The sequence below is a fragment of the Viridibacillus sp. FSL R5-0888 genome, from assembly GCF_038009105.1.
GTDB lineage: Bacteria > Bacillota > Bacilli > Bacillales_A > Planococcaceae > Viridibacillus > Viridibacillus arenosi.
On record NZ_JBBPAU010000001.1, the window covers coordinates 1123431 to 1142231 of the forward strand.

The window sequence follows — 18801 nt, forward strand, 5'->3', positions numbered from 1 at the left end:
ATCTAATGGAGGTGATCACCCGCATGACTGAAGTAAAAAGAACAAAAAATATCCCATTATTACCCTTAAGAGGTTTACTAGTTTATCCCACGATGGTATTACATATCGATGTAGGTCGAGAGCGCTCTGTTGCAGCTCTTGAACATGCAATGCTGGAAGATAATCTTATTTTCTTAGTCACTCAAAAAGAGATGAGCATTGAAAATCCTACGCTGGATGATTTATATACAGTCGGGACAGTCGCATATGTAAAACAAATGCTAAAGTTACCCAATGGAACAATTCGTGTTCTAGTTGAAGGTCTAAATCGTGCGAAAGTCGTTGATTATCGTGATGGAGAAGAATTTGCAGTTGTAGAAATTGAAAACTTTGAAGATTCAAAAACTGTAGATGCTGAAACAGAAGCCTTAATGCGTACTCTTTTAACTTATTTTGAAAAGTACTCGAAAGCTTCGAGTAAAGTAACAACAGAAACATATGATACTGTTGCTGATATTGAAGAACCAGGACGCTTTGCAGATATGGTTGCTTCTTATTTGCCGTTGAAAATTAATGGCAAACAAGAGATTCTTAAAATCATCGACGTAAAGGAGCGTTTGGAAATATTAATCCAACGTTTACATGATGAGCAAGAAGTATTGAATCTTGAGAAAAAGATTGGCTCTAAAGTAAAACGTGCAATGGAAAAAGCGCAAAAGGAATTCTATTTACGTGAACAAATGAAGGCTATTCAAACGGAACTTGGTGATCGTGAAGGCAAAACAGGTGAAGTATCTGAATTGAAAAAGAAAATTCAAGAATCAGGAATGCCTGAATCTACATTAAAAGCTGCGTATAAAGAATTGGATAGATACGAAAAATTGCCTGCAGCAGCAGCTGAAAGTGGCGTTATCCGTAGTTATATTGATTGGCTTGTTGCTTTACCATGGAAGGAAAAAACCGAAGATAGACATGATATTAAAATGGCAGAAAAAGTTTTAAATCGTGATCATGAAGGACTTGATAAAGTCAAAGAACGTATTCTTGAGTATTTATCAGTTCGACAATTAAAACAATCTTTACGTGGTCCTATTTTATGTTTGGCGGGACCTCCTGGAGTAGGTAAAACTTCTTTGGCAAAATCGATTGCAGAAGCTTTAAATCGTAAATTTGTCCGTATTTCACTTGGTGGTGTACGTGATGAGTCTGAAATTCGTGGGCACAGAAGAACTTACGTGGGTGCGATGCCAGGACGTATCATACAAGGTATGAAAAAGGCCGGTACAGTAAACCCTGTATTTTTACTTGATGAAATCGATAAGATGTCGAATGATTTCCGAGGAGATCCTTCAGCCGCTATGCTTGAAGTATTAGACCCAGAACAAAACAATTCATTTAGTGATCATTACATTGAAGAAACTTATGATTTATCAAATGTATTATTTGTTGCGACAGCAAATGATTTAAGTACGATTCCTGGTCCATTGCTTGATCGTATGGAGATTATAACTATCGCAGGTTATACAGAGCAAGAAAAGCATGAAATTTCGAAAAAACATCTTATTCCGAAACAACTGAAAGAGCATGGTATGTCAAAGACACAATTGCAAATTCGCGATGATGCTATTATTGATCTAATTCGATATTATACTCGCGAAGCAGGTGTTCGAGGATTAGAACGTCAAATTGCAACATTATGCCGTAAAGCAGCAATGCAAATTGTTGCGGGTGATAAAAAACGTGTGGTAATGGCGGCTAAGAATCTTGAAGATATTCTTGGGAAACATCGTTTCCATTACGGCCAAGCTGAAACAGAAAATCAAATAGGTGTGGCCACTGGGTTAGCGTATACAACAGTTGGTGGTGATACTTTACAGATTGAAGTGTCATTAACACCTGGTAAAGGCAAATTGCAGTTAACTGGTAAACTTGGAGACGTGATGAAGGAATCTGCTCAAACGGCTTTATCTTATGTCCGTTCAAAATCAGAGGACCTTAATATTGACCCGGAATTTTTTGACAAACATGATATTCACATTCATGTACCAGAAGGAGCCGTACCAAAAGATGGTCCATCAGCGGGGATTACAATGGTTACAGCTATAACTTCTGCAATAACGAAACGTCCAATCCGACGAGAAATTGGGATGACCGGTGAAGTGACGTTGCGTGGACGAGTATTACCAATTGGTGGTTTGAAAGAAAAAACGTTAGGGGCGCATCGTGCAGGCTTAACGACAATTATTTTACCGAAAGACAATGAACGCGATATTGATGATATACCAGATAGTGTTCGTGAACAGCTTTCATTTAAGATAGTGTCAAACGCAGATGAAGTACTGGAAATAGCGTTAGACGGAGGAGAAATATGAAAGTTAATAATGTAGAGATGGTCATTAGTGCAGTACGACCAGCACAATATCCAGAGGATGGTCTGCCAGAGTTCGCTTTGGCAGGACGTTCAAATGTAGGTAAGTCATCTTTTATCAATCGAATGATTGGACGTAAAAGTATGGCGCGTATTTCATCTAAACCAGGAAAAACTCAAACACTAAATTTTTATAAAATTGAAGAGCAATTGTTCTTTGTGGATGTTCCAGGTTATGGTTATGCGAAAGTTTCAAAATCTGAGCGTGAAGCTTGGGGACGAATGATCGAACAATATTTCACAAGCAGATCTCTATTAAAAGCGGTTGTGTTAATTGTGGATATTCGTCATAAACCAACAGTTGATGACTGTATGATGTATGATTTCTTGAAGCATTACAATATCCCATGTATCGTCGTTGCAACGAAAGCGGATAAAATTGTAAAAGGTAAATGGGAAAAGCATAAAAAAGTCGTGAAAGATGTATTGGACATGGATCCAAATGATCCGCTTATCTTATTTTCTTCTGAAAAAAGCATGGGTATGGACCAAGCTTGGGCAGAAATCGAAAAAAGAATGTAACAGTTTAATAGGAAGAGCGCGAGTGATAGTTGCTTGCGCTCTTTTGTTATGTAGTGAATAGTTATGTGCTCGTTTGGGGAAAATAATATATAAAGCAATAAGGTTGTTGTTCGACAAATTTTTTGATACACTTACATTATAATTATTCTAAATAAGACGCGTGCTATTATCATTCATATACCGTTCACAATTAAAACTAGCTGTGACGGACATTTATGCTATAATAGAAATCGTGAATTAGATGAACGTGAGAGGTGTATGATTTCATGCATACCATCGTAGTAGGCTTGAATTATAAGACAGCTCCAGTAGAGATTCGTGAAAAATTCTCATTTATTGAGAGTGAAATACCGAATGCTATGAGAGCTCTTCAAAGTGAAAAAAGCATATTAGAGAACGTAATTGTATCTACATGTAACCGAACAGAAGTGTATGCTGTTGTCGATCAATTGCATACCGGACGACACTATATAAAACAATTCCTGGCAGATTGGTTTAAAGTTCCTGTTGAAACTTTTTCTGCTCATTTATATATTCGTGAAGATGAACAGTCGATGGAGCATTTGTTCCGCGTAACTGCAGGGATAGATTCAATGGTACTTGGAGAAACGCAAATCCTTGGACAAGTGCGTACAAGCTTCTTGAATGGGCAAGAAATCGGTGCAACTGGTACTGTTTACAATAAACTATTTAAGCAAGCTATTACATTTGCAAAACGCGCGCATGGTGAAACAGCTATCGGCGAAAATGCAGTGTCTGTTTCTTATGCGGCAGTAGAACTTGCTAAGAAAATCTTCGGCTCATTACAACAAAAACATGTTGCTATTTTAGGCGCAGGTAAAATGGGTGAGTTAGCTACTCAAAATTTGTATGGTAGTGGTGTTGGTAAAGTAACGGTGATTAACCGTACATTTGAGAAGGCGGAATTACTTGCCTCTAAATTTGAAGGAACAGCAAAATCAATGCAAGAGCTACAATGCACACTTCTTGAAGCTGATATTTTAATCAGTTCAACTGGTGCGACAGACTATGTTATTGATTTTGAATTAATGCAATTTGTAGAACGTTTAAGAAAAGGAAAACCATTATTTATGGTAGATATCGCTGTACCTCGTGACTTAGATCCGCGTATTGGCGATTTACCAAATGTTTTCCTATATGATATTGATGATTTACAAGGCATAGTTGAGGCGAACCTAGCTGAGCGTGAACGTGCTGCTAAGCAAATTTCGTCAATGATTGACACTGAAATTCATGAATTCCAAGACTGGTTATCAACACTTGGTGTTGTACCTGTAATTGCTGCGCTTCGTAAAAAAGCAGCAACAATTCAAGAGGAAACAATGCAAAGTATTGAAAACAAAATGCCTGATTTAACAGAACGTGAGAAAAAAGTGTTAAGTAAACATACGAAATCAATTATCAATCAATTATTAAAAGAACCAATTTTGCAAGCTAAGGAAATGGCTAGTTCAGCAAAAGCAAATGAACAATTACAGCTTTTCCAACAAATTTTCGGAATTGAGAATGATGTGCAAGATGAAGTGAAAAAACACCAATTAGAAGAAAAAAATCGAATGCAAAAAATAGCAGAAGAAGCACAATCTTCTAGTCCTGGATTATCATATTAATGAAATTTGTTTAGGAGGCGTTTTCGTATCTGTATGGTAAACTAATAGATGCGAAATCGTCTTTTTTTCGAGATAAAGTTAAAAATAAAGGAGTAAGTTATGGCTGATTTGACGATGACAAGACTACATGAAGCGATGGTCGTCTTATATGCAATCAGTCTTGTATTCTATTTTATAGATTATTTAAATAAGGATGCAAAAGCTCACCGTGTTGCATTTTGGCTACTTTCCATCGTATGGATTTTACAATCAGTTTTTTTAGTAATGTATATAGTGGAGACACATCGTTTCCCTATACTATCGTTGTTTGAAGGAATCTATCTATACGCTTGGTTATTAATAACCATTTCGATTCTTTTACATTGCGTATATCGAGTAGATTTACCAGTATTCTTCATCAACGTAATTGGATTCATCTTCATGACGATACATACATTTGCACCATCGCAAATTACACAGTCGCCAGTAGGTGAGGCACTAAGCTCTGAGCTTTTATTTATCCATATTACGTTTGCAATACTTTCGTACGTGGCATTCTCACTATCGTTTGTTTTTTCGACATTATATTTGATTTTATATAATGTATTAAAGAAAAAGAAATGGACTAAGCAATGGACGAGACTTCCATCATTACAGCAAACTGAGCAAGGAATGACGGCTTCATTATTAACGGGTATACCGTTATTATTAATAAGTTTAATTTTAGGACTACAATGGGCATATTTAACATTAGATAACATATCTGTATTTGATGTGAAAATTGTTGGTTCATTTGTTTCGTTGTTAATATATTGTTTCATCATTTATGGAAATCGAAAAAGGAGATTACATTCGACAAGTTATGCGTGGGCTCATGTGTATGCATTTCTATTTGTAATCATTAACTTCTTTTTAGGAAGTAAGTTATCTGATTTTCATCTCTGGTATTAATAGAAAGGTTGGATTATTGTGAGAAAAATAGTAGTAGGTTCAAGAAGAAGTAAACTGGCTTTAACGCAAACTAATTGGTTTATCAATCAAATGAAACAGGCGGGTGCTCCGTTTGAATTTGAAGTCAAAGAAATCGTGACTAAAGGTGACCAAATTTTAGATGTCCAACTTTCTAAAGTCGGCGGTAAAGGACTTTTTGTAAAAGAAATCGAACAAGAACTCTTTGATAAAGGAATTGATTTTGCTGTCCATAGTATGAAGGACATGCCTGCAGTTCTGCCCGAAGGTCTTGTAATCGGCTGTATCCCTCCACGTGAAGATGCACGTGATGCTTTCATTTCAAAAGGTCATGTGAAATTTGCTGATCTACCAAAAGGTGCTGTTGTTGGAACAAGTAGCTTACGCCGCAGTGCACAATTATTAGTCCAACGTCCAGATATCGAAATCAAATGGATTCGTGGAAACGTAGATACGCGTTTAGCGAAACTTGAAACGGGCGAATATGATGCGATTATTTTAGCAGCAGCAGGTCTTAAACGACTAGGCTGGAGTCAAGATGTCGTAACAGAATACTTATCTGCTGAAATGTGTATCCCTGCTGTTGGGCAAGGTTCTCTTGGTATTGAGTGTCGTAGTGATGATGCTGAATTATTAGCCGAGCTTGCTAAATTAACAGACAAAGCAACTTGGGAAGAAGCACATGCAGAGCGCGCATATCTTGCAGCAATGGATGGCGGTTGCCAAGTACCAATCGCAGGTTACGCAAAATATGATGGAAAACAAATTGAACTAACAGGTTTAGTAGCAGCCCCAGATGCGTCTGTTATTTATAAAGAAACAGTGACAATGGAAGATGCTAAAGCAGCTGGTGAAGAAGTTGCTCGTATTTTAACAGAGCAAGGAGCCTTTGATTTAATTCAAAAAGTAAAGGCTGAGCAAGATGCTGAATGATTTATCTCTTAATGGAGACAAAATCGTATTAACAGGCACACATGTTACAGCAGCTGTGAAAAAGCAAATTGAACAATTAGGCGGTCAGGCTATACACCTACCGCTTATTACTGTTAATGAGATTAAAAGTGACATGGACCGACAACGACTTGAAAAAAGTAAGCAGTATGATTGGCTTATTTTCACAAGTCAAAATGCGGTCCTTGCTTTTATAAGTAAAATACAGCGTTTTCATTTCCAGGCATCTGAGTGGTCATGTAAAGTGGCTGCTGTTGGTACAAAAACAGCCGAAGCTCTTGAAGAAATAGGTTTTGAGATTAAATTTATGCCATCAACTTTTAGTGCAGATGTATTTGTACAAGAGTTTCCTACAATTGCAGGAGACAATGTATCCTGTCAATTTTTTAAGGGTTCGATGGCAAAGGATACTATAGTAAAAGGTTTATCTTGTCATGTCGATGAATGGACTGTCTATGAAACCGTTCAAACGACAGAACATACTACAGAACTGCTAACACTTTTAAAAGAATCGACAAATGTAAGTATTGCCTTTGCAAGTCCATCTGCAGTAGAGGTTTTTTCTGAGCATGTAGCAAAGGTAATCGGTTGGCATTCATTTATGGTTCTATCCATTGGACATATCACGGAGCGAGCGCTAATTAAGGCGGGAGCTAAAGTTGATATAATGCCACCGACCTATACAATGAAAGCTTTGATTCAAGAGTTAGCTAATAGAAAGGAACATCTAAAATGAAAGATTTAACATTTAAAAGACACAGACGTTTACGTCAATCTGCTACTATGCGTTCAATGGTAAAAGAAACATATTTGCATAAAGAAGATTTCATCTATCCCATTTTCGTCATGGATGGCGAAAATATTAAAAATGAAGTATCTTCTATGCCAGGCGTTTTCCAATTTTCAATTGATCGTTTAGGTGAGGAAATGGATGAAGTAGTATCACTAGGTATTCCTTCGGTTATTCTTTTTGGCTTACCTGCCGAAAAAGACGAAGTAGGTACTCAAGCTTTCCACAATCACGGTATTGTTCAAGAAGCAACTCGTTTTGTGAAAAAAAATTACCCAGAAATCGTTGTTATTGCAGACACATGCCTATGTGAATTTACTTCTCATGGTCACTGTGGCGTCGTTAATGACAAAGAACAAATTTTAAATGATCCTTCACTAGATTTATTAGCAAAAACGGCAGTTTCTCAAGCAGAAGCAGGAGCAGACATTATTGCACCATCTAATATGATGGACGGTTTTGTAGCAGCGATTCGTAAAGGCTTAGATGATGCTGGATTTGAAGATGTTCCAATCATGTCTTATGCAGTAAAATATGCCTCAGCATACTATGGGCCATTCCGAGATGCGGCTGATGGCGCACCTAAATTTGGTGATCGTAAAACATATCAAATGGATCCTGCAAATCGTATGGAAGCAATGCGTGAAGCTACTTCAGACGTAGAAGAAGGAGCAGATTTCTTAATCGTTAAACCAGCATTAGCTTACTTAGATATTGTACGTGATGTACGTAATAACTATGATTTACCGATTGTTGCTTACAATGTAAGTGGCGAATATGCGATGGTAAAAGCGGCATCTATTAATGGCTGGATTGACGAAAAACAAACGGTCCTAGAAACACTGCTAGGTATGAAACGCGCAGGAGCAGACTTAATCATTACTTATCATGCAAAAGATGCAGTTCGTTGGATGGAGGGAAAATAATTCATGACACGTTCATATGAAAAATCAAAACAAGCTTTTCAAGAAGCAGTAAACTTAATGCCAGGTGGCGTAAATAGTCCAGTTCGTGCATTTAAAGCAGTGGATATGGATCCCATTTTCATGGCTAGTGGTAAAGGAGCAATCATTACGGATATCGATGGTAATGATTATATTGACTATGTATTATCATGGGGTCCACTAATTATTGGTCACACGCATCCTGATGTTGTAGCTGCTATTCAAAAAGTAGCTGAAACAGGAACGAGCTTCGGTGCTTCTTCACTAGTAGAAAATGAACTAGCAAAAGTAGTAATAGATCGTATTCCTTCAATCGAAATGATTCGTATGGTATCTTCAGGTACGGAAGCAACAATGAGTGCAATCCGTGCAGCACGTGGCTTTACAGGAAGAGATAAAATTTTGAAGTTCGAAGGTAGCTATCACGGACATGGTGATAGCTTACTGATTAAAGCTGGTTCGGGTGTCGCAACACTTGGTTTACCAGACAGCCCAGGTGTACCATTGGGAATTGCTCAAAACACATTAACTGTTCCTTATAATGATTTAGAATCTGCTAAACTTGTCTTCGAAAAATTCGGCGAAGAAATTGCTGCAGTAATCGTTGAGCCAGTTTGCGGTAATATGGGTGTCGTTCCTCCGTTACCAGGATTCCTTGAGGGATTACGTGAACTAACAACAAACGCTGGCTCACTATTAATCTTTGATGAAGTAATGACTGGTTTCCGTGTAGGGTATCATAGTGCTCAAGGTCACTTTGGTGTAACACCAGATTTAACTTGTCTTGGTAAAGTAATCGGTGGTGGACTACCTGTAGGTGCATTCGGTGGTAAGCGTGAAATTATGGAGAAAATTGCTCCGGCAGGTCCAATCTATCAAGCGGGTACATTATCAGGTAACCCACTTGCAATGTCTGCTGGTTTAGCAACAATAAGTCATTTAAAACCTGAAACATATGATTATTTCACAAAATTAGGGGATCAATTAGAAGCAGGTTTCCGCGAAGCTGCAGAAACTTACAATATCCCGCACACAGTAAATCGTGCAGGTTCAATGATTGGTTATTTCTTAACTAATGAGAATGTCATTAACTTTGAAACGGCGAAAACTTCTGATTTACAATTGTTTGCTGAATACTACGGTTTAATGGCGAATGAAGGAATCTTCTTGCCGCCGTCACAATTTGAAGGTGTATTTGTTTCTACAGAGCACACTGAAGAACATATTGCAAAGACAGTTCAAGCTTTCCAAAAAGTATTTAAACAACTTGCACGCTAATATAATAGTAAAAGAAAAAGGCTTTCTCCATTTAGAGAAGGCCTTTTTTTATGCATGTAAATACATTGATAATGTACCTAATATAAATAATCTTTATCATAGAGCATCAATGACTTTAATGGATCCGAACAACAAACGAATAACTAAAACCGTTTGCTCTAAGGACATAACATAATGCATATTCACGATACTATCAAGCATATAATCTATTAGATATATGAAGGAGGTCAAGCTATGCAACATATTTCCTGGGAAATCGCAGAAGGATTTAACTTCCCTGAAAGTTTTGGTAAACCGCAAGATACGTCGAATGTGAAAATTACACCTCGTTGGACACAAGAAGAGTCAGGTGAATCAGTATTCTTAACAGGTATTTATCATATTTCTGCCAATGTAGCATTTGCAGAAGGAGAAACACCACATCATGGGACTTCAACTTGGACAACAATAGAGGATTTAGACATGCAAGGAGAATCGGGTTATTTTGAATATGCTGTGCCGTTACATGTAAATTTGCCGCGAGATCGAGTGAATAAAGACGTCCCTGTAGAAATAAAAGTAGACTATATTACGACAACATTCCAAGATGATGGTAGCTGTCATTTTAGCTGGCAAGCGACATGTAATTATGAGGAGCCGCAAGCTGCTACTGCACAAGTAGAAGCAGAAGTAGTAGAAAGTTCTTCTACCACTACTGCTGAGGCAAGTGCTCAAGAAATACCAGAATCTGATGCGCTCTTATGGGATTTAGAAGAAGCATATACGATTAAAACGTATAATTTAAAGGAAATCCGTAAACAGTAAGTACCACAATAAGGCTAATACCAAAAGTAATATAATGTCTCCTGTTGTCGGGATGATGATTACACGAATACCTTGGAAGCAACAAAGAGGAATGATAATACTTCTACAGTAAAACCTTGTTTTCCGTAGCCAAGGTGGTAGAAAATAAGGGTTATATTTTCGACGTGACATGAAATGTAGTCCTCCTTTCTAAAAAACTTGAAAATGCATCTTTTTTTCGATACAATAAGGTCATCTTAATATAGATGCATAGATAGGGAAGAGTAGAATGCATTGTGTTTGCCAAAGAGAGGAAACGTTAGGTGCGAGTTTCCGCTTACACACATTTGAAGGTCGCCCTGGAGCAGTTTCTGTGAACCTGATAAAGCTTAGCAGAAGCCGGTTAGAAGCCGTTATACAATGAAGTGTCAGCACGTTTTTTGTGTTGAAATAAAGGTGGTACCGCGAATTCAACTCCTTCGTCCTTTTTAGGCGATAGGAGTTTTTTATTTGCAAAAAACTACAAGTTACTTCGTTGTTAACAAAAAATTAAAAGGAGGTCGTCAAATTGACAGAACAACAAACGACATCAATGCCAACGAAATATGATCCACAGTCAATCGAACAAGGGCGTTATGAATGGTGGCTAAAAGGCGAATTTTTTAAAGCACAACCTGAAAGTGGTAAAGAGCCATATTCAATTGTAATTCCACCACCAAACGTAACAGGTAAACTACACTTAGGGCATGCTTGGGATACAACATTACAAGATATTCTAATTCGTATGAAACGTATGCAAGGATACGATGCACTTTGGTTACCGGGTATGGACCATGCGGGTATCGCAACACAAGCAAAGGTAGAAGCGAAACTTCGTGAAGAAGGCATTACTCGTTATGACTTAGGTCGCGAAAAGTTCGTAGAAAAAACATGGGAATGGAAAGAAGAGTATGCAGGTCATATTCGTCAGCAATGGGCAAAAATGGGTCTAGCGCTAGATTATTCTCGTGAACGTTTCACATTAGATTCAGGACTTTCTGATGCAGTAAAAGAAGTATTCGTAAAACTTTATGAAAAAGATTTAATCTACCGTGGCGAATATATCATCAACTGGGATCCTGCGACAAAAACAGCGTTATCTGATATCGAAGTTATTTACAAAGATATACCAGGTGCTTTTTATCACTTCAAATATCCATTAACTGAAGGAACTGGAACAATTGAAATTGCTACAACTCGCCCTGAAACAATGCTAGGTGATACTGCAATCGCTGTTCACCCTAAAGATGAACGTTACCAACATCTAATCGGCAAAACAGTGACATTACCAATTGTAGGTCGCGAAATTCCAATCATAGCAGATGAGTACGTTGAAATGGAATTTGGTACGGGTGTTGTGAAAATTACACCAGCTCATGACCCGAATGACTTTGAAGTAGGTAACCGCCATGACTTACCACGTATTCTTGTAATGAATGAAGATGGTTCAATGAATGATAATGCTGGTAAATACAAAGGTATGGATCGCTTTGAATGCCGTAAAGCAATCGTGAAAGATTTACAAGACATGGGTGTTTGCTTCAAAATTGAGGATCATATGCACTCAGTAGGACACTCTGAACGTTCTGGTGCTGTTGTTGAGCCGTATCTTTCAACACAATGGTTCGTTAAAATGCAACCACTTGCAGATGCATCATTAGAGCTTCAAAAAGATGAAGAAGGCAAAGTGAACTTTGTACCTTCGCGTTTTGAAAATACGTATTCCCGTTGGATGGAGAATATCCGTGATTGGTGTATTTCACGTCAACTTTGGTGGGGTCACCGAATTCCAGCTTGGTACCATAAAGAAACTGGTGAAATTTACGTAGGTACGGATGCTCCAGCTGATGCTGAAAACTGGAATCAAGATACTGATGTATTAGATACTTGGTTCTCATCTGCATTATGGCCGTTTTCAACGATGGGCTGGCCAGATGAAGCCAACGAAGAATTTAAACGTTATTACCCAACAAGTACATTAGTAACGGGTTATGATATTATATTCTTCTGGGTTTCTCGTATGATTTTCCAAGGCATTGAATTTACTGGAACACGTCCATTCGAGGATGTATTAATTCATGGTTTAGTTCGTGATGAACAAGGACGCAAAATGTCTAAATCACTTGGTAACGGCGTTGATCCAATGGATGTTATCGAAAAATACGGTGCTGACTCATTACGTTATTTCTTAGCAACTGGTTCTTCTCCAGGTCAAGATTTACGTTATTCAAATGAAAAAGTAGAAGCTGTTTGGAACTTCTCAAACAAAATTTGGAATGCTTCACGCTTTGCTTTGATGAACATGGAAGGCATGACTTACGATGAAATCGATTTAACTGGTAAAAAATCAGTAGCAGACCAATGGATTCTAACTCGTCTGAACGAAACAATCGAACAAGTGACAACTTTAGCCGAGAAATTTGAATTTGGTGAAGTAGGTCGTCAATTATACAACTTCATCTGGGATGATTTCTGTGATTGGTACATCGAAATGGCGAAATTGCCATTATACGGTGAAGATGAAGCAGCGAAGAAAACAACGCGCTCCGTACTAGCATATGTTTTAGATAATACAATGCGCCTGTTACATCCATTTATGCCATTTATCACAGAAGAAATTTGGCAAAACCTTCCGCATGAAGGCGAATCAATTACAGTAGCTGCTTGGCCGACAGTTGATGAAACATTAACTTCACAAGCACAATCGAATAACATGAAATTACTAATGGACATTATCCGTGCTGTTCGTAACATTCGTGCTGAAGTACAAACACCAATGAGCAAAAAAGTACCTTTATATGTTTCAGCTAAAGATGCTGAAACGCTTGCAGTACTAGAAGATAACAAAGCGTATCTAGAAAAATTCTGTAACCCAGAGCCGTTAACACTTGGCGAAGGCATTGAAGCTCCTGGACAATGCATGTCAGCTGTTGTATCTGGTGCAGAACTATTCTTACCACTTGAAGGATTAATCGATGTAGCGGCTGAAATTGAGCGCTTATCGCATGAACTTGAGAAATGGGATAAAGAAGTGAAACGTGTTCAAGGTAAACTGAACAATGAACGTTTCGTATCTAAAGCTCCAGATGATGTTGTAGCTGCTGAACGTGCAAAAGAAGCGGACTATATTGAAAAATATGCTACAGTGGAGAAACGTATTAACGAATTGAAAAATATGTAATCAAAAAAATCGCTCAAGTATTTTACTTGAGCGATTTTTTTGATATTAAAACGAACAATTTTCGGTAAAATATGAGAAATTATTGTAATTTAATTCTCAACAGATATAAGTTGAAAGATATTTTAGTTCTATTGAAATTAATCCTGCAAGGAAAAGTCAAGTGGTAATTATAACTAAAATGTAATGTAGTTATTGTTCTTTATAATGGCTTATAATAAGAAGGTAATTGATTAAATAACAAGCACAATATACATACCAGGAGTGTTGAATAGTGTTTACAAATATAGAACAGTGCGTCGAGTTTTTAACCTCATTAAAAAAAGGTAGTAGTACTTCGATTCCATTAGAAGTCGTTACTTCATTATTACATGAGTTTGGCGACCCCCAACATACTTTTAAAACAATCCATTTAGCAGGTTCAAACGGCAAAGGCTCTACTTTAAATGCATTAAAGGAAATATTAAAATACAGTCAAGTAGAAAAAGTAGGCTGCTTTGTTTCTCCACACTTAGAGCGCATAAATGAGCGTATTACAATTAGTGACAAGCAAATTACGGATGAGCAATTCCTGTTATACGTCAATAAGGTGTTTGCTGCAATAGATGAAAAGGACGGAGTATACCCAAGTTTTTTTGAAATTATGACAATTGTTGCTTTCCTCTATTTTGCAGATGAGAAAGTAGATGTTGCTCTAATTGAAACAGGTATTGGTGGCAAATTAGATTCAACTAATGTGATTGATCCCGTCATTTCAATAATTACAACGATTTCTTTAGAACATACAGCGATTTTAGGTGATACTTATGATGAAATTGCTTATCAAAAGGGTGGCATTATTAAAGAAAATAGACCTGTAGTGACAACGGTAGAGAATGAAGATGCAATAGAAGTTCTTCGGAAAATAGCAGAAGAGAAGCATGCACCTATAGCTATTTTTAACGAGGATTTTACGGCAACAAAAGTCACTCAAAAGGAACATACACAGATGTTTAATTACTCTAAAGGTGATTATGCCATAAATGATGTTGAATTACTTATGGCAGGTCCTCATCAAATTAACAATGCTTCATTAGCTATTACAACGGCATTATTGTTAAAAGATGCTGGATACTTTGATATTACAGAAGAAGCTATTCGAAAAGCTTTAAAAGAAGCTAAATGGGCGGGACGTTTTGAAGAGTATGGTCATCTTATCGTAATTGATGGAGCGCATAATCCTGAAGGAACAGAAGCACTAATTGCAACATTAAAAGCGAAATATCCGACGAGGGAATACGATTTTATCTACGCCGCGCTACAGGACAAAGATCATCTAAAAAGTATTAAGATGATGGCGGAAGTGGCAGCATCTATGACATTTACGCAAATAAGTATGCCTAATGCCGCACCAGCTGCAGAATTAGCAGCATTATCACAGCACCACCATACTTATTTTGATGCAGATTGGGAATGTGTAGTGAAACGAGCAGTTGAGGAAAAAGAGGACGAGCATGTATTGGTCATAACAGGATCTCTTTATTTTATTTCTGAAGTACGTGCATTTTTAAACAATAAAGTGAAGCAGTAAACGGGGTGCCGACATGATTCCTAAATTAGATCATTATAAAGAAAAGTGGGGTGTCCGTAGTGATGCCTCTATAAAGCCAGGGTTAACAGCTATTACTGAAGCATTGCAATTAGTAGGGAACCCACAAGAAAAATTATCCGCAGTCCATGTAGCAGGTACAAATGGCAAAGGCTCAACAATTACTTTTATAGAACATATAAGTAAGGCTCATGGACTGTCAACCGCTACATTTATGTCTCCGTGTATTGAAGATGTACACGATCAAATTCAGCTAAATGAACAACCCATTAAACCAGAAGAAATGGATGTAGTATTTAGTATCATGGCGGATGCGGGATTAGATGGAAAGCTAACAGATTTCGAACTGTTAACAGTAGCAGCCTTTTTAGCTTTCGAGCGCTTAGCACCTGATATTACTATTATCGAATGTGGTATGGGGGGACGCTTTGATAGTACTAATGTTGTGACGCCAATCGTGTCAGTTGTACCTAGTATTGCTATAGAGCATACAAATTTTTTAGGCTCGACTATAGAAAGTATTGCTATGCATAAAGCAGGTATTATTAAAAAACAAAGGCCTGTGGTGACAGGTGTGTTACCAACTGAAGCGATGGCTATATTTACACAAGAAGCGGAAAAACTTCGCTCACCATTACTTGTCTACAATGAAAATTTCACCGTTACAGAGGAAAACTCGACGGAAATATACATGGCTAATGATGTACGAATCACGAACTTAACACGTACAATGCCAGGGCTGCATCAGCGTAGTAATATGGCTCTAGCAATTACAGCATTTAATATCGTTGCACAAGTAAATGGAGTAAAAACAAATGTCGAGGCATTTCGAAATGGGATTCAAAGTGCTCAGTTAGCATGTCGCTTTGAACAACTTGCACCGAATCTCTATATTGACGGGGCACATAATCCAGCGAGTGCTAAAAGTTTGGTCGATGCGATTCAAGAGCGATTTCCTAATGAACCCATTCACTTTATCGTGGGCATGCTTGGGGATAAGGATATACGTGGAGTTTTAGCAGAATTAGAAAAAGTAGGTACTACCTTTACTTTTGTAAATATAGCGAATGATCGTGCGATGGCTGCTGATGAGATTATGAAAATGAGTTATGCGGAAAATAAATCGACAACATATGACATTTTGACTACTGTTCAACAAAAGTTGCTGTTGAATGAAGTAATTATCATGACTGGTTCCTTATATTTGTTAGCAAAATGGCGAAAAATATTGCATGAAACATTTAATTGAATTTCTTTAAATGGATGACTTTGGTAAAACGATTTGCTATAATTGCTTAAAAGTAGGCATAAATACTCACGATGAGAGGTGTGAGAAGTGAATTTGTCACTAAAGTTCAGATGGGCCGTATTTATAGTATGGTTGGCAACTGTACCAATTGGTTTAAATTTGGTATACCACTATTTTCCTCCACCAACTTATATTAATTGGTCTGAGTTAATAGGTTTCATAGTATTGGCGATCATTACAGCCATTTTCCCTTTTGTTATAAACGGGGTCCCTTTATTTTTTATGCAATGGGTAAACTTAGCGGTCTTTTTGAAATATGGTTTATTTATAGAATTAATTGTATTCCAAATTGCACTGATTCCCTTTTTATATCGTGCAAAGTTACTTAAGTTAAGTCTATATCGTATACCTTGGAATTCGATAATGTTTTTCCTCGTCTCTTTCATCAGTGGTTTACTTTTTATCTTAATTGGTGGAGAATTTGGTTCGCTTAACATTCCTCATATTGTCTTATTCGGAATGTTTTACTTATTTATGAATACATTTGTGAATCATGTATTACTGAAATTGAGCTTAATCGTTATGAAGAAAAGAGCTCCATTTCTAACAAAAGATGATTATTGGGACTATAATAGTATGCTATTTACTTTTCCTATGGGGTTAACACTATATCTACTGTCGGAATATGTGGGTCCTATATCATTTGTTTTACTTGGATTGCCATTCTTGATAGTGACTCAGATTTTAAGAATGTATAGTACATCAGAAAGAGTAAATGAATACTTATCGTTGGCTGCCCATTTTGGCCATCAGTTAGGGGATCGCTTAACGAGTGATGAAGTTGTGGATTTATTTATGGGTAAAACAATTGAAATCATGCCTGTAGATCATGCTTACATTATCGATATAGTGAATGGTCAGCTACAATTCCTTAGATCACATGAAAATGGAGTATGTACAGCAGTTAATATCTCTCATGAAAATATTTTAAAAACACCTATCAAAGAAATAATGAATACTGAACAAACAATTGTCTACAATCAACAGACCGAATGGATAGGAATGGGGATAGGTTTTTTACCTTTTGCTACACAAAGTATAGTAATGATGCCAATCTCGAGAAATCAAAAAATGGTAGGAGTTTTCTTATTAGCTTCTAATAAGAAAAAGTTCTTTGAAGAATATAAAATTCGTATATTAGATATACTATGTTCTTATTTTGCTGTTTCAGTGGAGCGGTCGCGTTACATTGAGGCGACAATAAACAAAAGTGAGCGCTGTGGTTTAACTGGGTTATATAATTACAGATATTTCGAAGAACAACTTACAGTTAAAATGCAACAATTAATGGACGGAGAAATACGTCAACTTTCGTTAATAATGCTTGATATTGATCATTTCAAACTTATTAATGATACGTATGGTCATCAAAGTGGCAATAGCATTTTATGTGACTTCGCTCGTACTTTAGAGGGAGAAGTGGGAAGTAAAGGACTATTAGCTAGATTTGGTGGTGAGGAATTCGTTATTTTACTTCCCAATATGTCTAAAAGTGAGGCACTGCACTTAGCTGAAGATATTCGTATGAATGTGCAACATAAGTTATTTGAAATTGGATCCGATTTGAGTTTGAGCCATATAAAAGAACATGTCACAATCACGACAAGTGTTGGTGTCTCAACTGCTCCTGAAGATTGTGATAAACCAATGGCATTAATACGAAACGCTGATAGGGCTTTGTATGTAGGAGCTAAACAAAAAGGGCGTAATCGAGTAGCGGAGTATCTAAAAACCTAATTAATAGCTAAGAGATTCCTAGAATTCTCTTAGCTATTGCAACATATAATGATTAGCAGAATACATATCAGTTAAATATTTTTTACTTATGAATGCCTGCATTTCTACACTATTTAAAAATAAGCAATGAAAACTTGAAATATAAAAGAGAGGATGTACTAAAATCAATCAATTTGAATTTTTAAACAAAGATCCTGGAAGTAGACAGTTAGATAAGGTTCTTCGTGCACTCCAGAATATTGAACAGCTAACTATCACGAAGATTGATCATATTGTGATTAAAAATGATGTAGACATTTCATTAAATAATTTGTCAGGAAAAGAATTAGTAGATGGAATAACGAATCATAGTAGTGAATCAATAATTACTGATGAAAACCTGTCCTTTAATCATTCATCAGTAAATCAACAAGTAGAAGAAATTCAGTATGCAACTCCCGTGTGTTCAAATGCATCTGTAAAGTCCTCACTTAAGCCCGAATGTATAACATTTGATGCAATGCTAATCTCTCCAAATTATGACGATGTCTATGATTTTATAAAAGAAGTAGAAAGATTAAATCGTATCGTCCGTATAGACAAAGTAAACTTTTCAGTTCCAAACGGAGATCAAGTTTTAAATGGTTTGAAAGAAACCATTCAAACGACATTAAAGCTCACGACTTTTTATTGTAGGGATAAGTCTTATTAATTTTA

Annotated in this window: 15 protein-coding genes and 1 other annotated feature; of the genes, 14 read left to right on the forward strand and 1 reads right to left on the reverse strand. The window is 36.9% G+C overall.

Translation table 11 applies throughout. The features are described 5' to 3' along the window. The first annotated feature begins 23 nt into the window (after positions 1-23). From lon to MKY02_RS05550, 9 genes are all read left to right on the forward strand, one after another. Complete coding sequence (gene lon / locus MKY02_RS05510) at positions 24-2351, forward strand: endopeptidase La (RefSeq protein ID WP_038187488.1); 2328 nt, start codon at positions 24-26, stop codon at positions 2349-2351. Further along, the gene (yihA, locus tag MKY02_RS05515) at positions 2348-2929 is read left to right on the forward strand and encodes a ribosome biogenesis GTP-binding protein YihA/YsxC (RefSeq protein WP_038187485.1); all 582 of its coding nucleotides are present in this window, start codon (positions 2348-2350) and stop codon (positions 2927-2929) included. The genes lon and yihA overlap by 4 nt, the downstream gene beginning before the upstream one ends. A gap of 266 nt (positions 2930-3195) precedes the next feature. Continuing rightward, the gene (gene hemA / locus MKY02_RS05520) at positions 3196-4560 is read left to right on the forward strand and encodes a glutamyl-tRNA reductase (RefSeq protein WP_038187481.1); all 1365 of its coding nucleotides are present in this window, start codon (positions 3196-3198) and stop codon (positions 4558-4560) included. Between the two features lie 99 nt (positions 4561-4659). Continuing rightward, positions 4660-5490 (forward strand): cytochrome c biogenesis protein CcsA, encoded by an 831-nt coding sequence (gene ccsA / locus MKY02_RS05525; RefSeq protein WP_038187478.1) that lies wholly within the window; start codon positions 4660-4662, stop codon positions 5488-5490. Between the two features lie 18 nt (positions 5491-5508). Further along, on the forward strand, positions 5509-6441 hold the full coding sequence (hemC, locus tag MKY02_RS05530) for a hydroxymethylbilane synthase (protein ID WP_038187475.1): 933 nt from the start codon (positions 5509-5511) through the stop codon (positions 6439-6441). After that, positions 6431-7195 (forward strand): uroporphyrinogen-III synthase, encoded by a 765-nt coding sequence (locus tag MKY02_RS05535; protein WP_038187472.1) that lies wholly within the window; start codon positions 6431-6433, stop codon positions 7193-7195. Before hemC ends, MKY02_RS05535 begins: the two co-directional genes overlap by 11 nt. After that, complete coding sequence (gene hemB, locus MKY02_RS05540; RefSeq protein ID WP_038187470.1) at positions 7192-8175, forward strand: porphobilinogen synthase; 984 nt, start codon at positions 7192-7194, stop codon at positions 8173-8175. Before MKY02_RS05535 ends, hemB begins: the two co-directional genes overlap by 4 nt. Before the next feature lie 3 nt (positions 8176-8178). Beyond that, complete coding sequence (gene hemL / locus MKY02_RS05545; protein ID WP_038187469.1) at positions 8179-9471, forward strand: glutamate-1-semialdehyde 2,1-aminomutase; 1293 nt, start codon at positions 8179-8181, stop codon at positions 9469-9471. Between the two features lie 234 nt (positions 9472-9705). Further along, on the forward strand, positions 9706-10275 hold the full coding sequence (locus tag MKY02_RS05550) for a hypothetical protein (RefSeq protein WP_051448777.1): 570 nt from the start codon (positions 9706-9708) through the stop codon (positions 10273-10275). Here the strand turns inward: MKY02_RS05550 and MKY02_RS05555 are convergent. After that, positions 10252-10446: a hypothetical protein gene (locus tag MKY02_RS05555; RefSeq protein WP_076034340.1), complete on the reverse strand. Its 195-nt coding sequence runs from the start codon at positions 10444-10446 to the stop codon at positions 10252-10254. The two genes, MKY02_RS05550 and MKY02_RS05555, sit on opposite strands and share 24 nt — an antisense overlap. A 70-nt stretch (positions 10447-10516) precedes the next feature. Beyond that, positions 10517-10744 (forward strand) — a binding site (T-box leader). A 102-nt stretch (positions 10745-10846) separates the two neighbouring features. Between MKY02_RS05555 and MKY02_RS05560 the strand changes: the two genes are divergently transcribed. The 5 genes from MKY02_RS05560 (at position 10847) to MKY02_RS05580 (ending at position 18796) form a co-directional block, all read left to right on the forward strand. After that, positions 10847-13474: a valine--tRNA ligase gene (locus tag MKY02_RS05560; protein ID WP_340711679.1), complete on the forward strand. Its 2628-nt coding sequence runs from the start codon at positions 10847-10849 to the stop codon at positions 13472-13474. A gap of 271 nt (positions 13475-13745) precedes the next feature. Continuing rightward, positions 13746-15041, forward strand: a complete 1296-nt coding sequence (locus MKY02_RS05565) for a bifunctional folylpolyglutamate synthase/dihydrofolate synthase (protein ID WP_038187462.1) — start codon at positions 13746-13748, stop codon at positions 15039-15041. Positions 15042-15054: 13 nt separating this feature from the next. Further along, positions 15055-16308, forward strand: a complete 1254-nt coding sequence (locus tag MKY02_RS05570; RefSeq protein WP_038187459.1) for a bifunctional folylpolyglutamate synthase/dihydrofolate synthase — start codon at positions 15055-15057, stop codon at positions 16306-16308. 87 nt (positions 16309-16395) lie between these two features. Continuing rightward, the gene (locus tag MKY02_RS05575; RefSeq protein ID WP_038187457.1) at positions 16396-18105 is read left to right on the forward strand and encodes a sensor domain-containing diguanylate cyclase; all 1710 of its coding nucleotides are present in this window, start codon (positions 16396-16398) and stop codon (positions 18103-18105) included. Positions 18106-18379: 274 nt separating this feature from the next. Next, the gene (locus tag MKY02_RS05580) at positions 18380-18796 is read left to right on the forward strand and encodes a hypothetical protein (protein ID WP_340710779.1); all 417 of its coding nucleotides are present in this window, start codon (positions 18380-18382) and stop codon (positions 18794-18796) included. Positions 18797-18801 lie beyond the last annotated feature (5 nt).

Excerpts from the sequence above, each read along its gene's own strand:
- lon (WP_038187488.1), top strand. The coding sequence starts at position 24 with ATGACTGAAGTAAAAAGAACAAAAAATATCCCATTATTACCCTTAAGA.
- yihA (WP_038187485.1), top strand. The coding sequence starts at position 2,348 with ATGAAAGTTAATAATGTAGAGATGGTCATTAGTGCAGTACGACCAGCA.
- hemA (WP_038187481.1), top strand. The coding sequence starts at position 3,196 with ATGCATACCATCGTAGTAGGCTTGAATTATAAGACAGCTCCAGTAGAG.
- ccsA (WP_038187478.1), top strand. The coding sequence starts at position 4,660 with ATGGCTGATTTGACGATGACAAGACTACATGAAGCGATGGTCGTCTTA.
- MKY02_RS05535 (WP_038187472.1), top strand. The coding sequence starts at position 6,431 with ATGCTGAATGATTTATCTCTTAATGGAGACAAAATCGTATTAACAGGC.
- hemB (WP_038187470.1), top strand. The coding sequence starts at position 7,192 with ATGAAAGATTTAACATTTAAAAGACACAGACGTTTACGTCAATCTGCT.
- hemL (WP_038187469.1), top strand. The coding sequence starts at position 8,179 with ATGACACGTTCATATGAAAAATCAAAACAAGCTTTTCAAGAAGCAGTA.
- MKY02_RS05550 (WP_051448777.1), top strand. The coding sequence starts at position 9,706 with ATGCAACATATTTCCTGGGAAATCGCAGAAGGATTTAACTTCCCTGAA.
- MKY02_RS05555 (WP_076034340.1), bottom strand. The coding sequence starts at position 10,446 with ATGTCACGTCGAAAATATAACCCTTATTTTCTACCACCTTGGCTACGG.
- MKY02_RS05560 (WP_340711679.1), top strand. The coding sequence starts at position 10,847 with ATGCCAACGAAATATGATCCACAGTCAATCGAACAAGGGCGTTATGAA.
- MKY02_RS05570 (WP_038187459.1), top strand. The coding sequence starts at position 15,055 with ATGATTCCTAAATTAGATCATTATAAAGAAAAGTGGGGTGTCCGTAGT.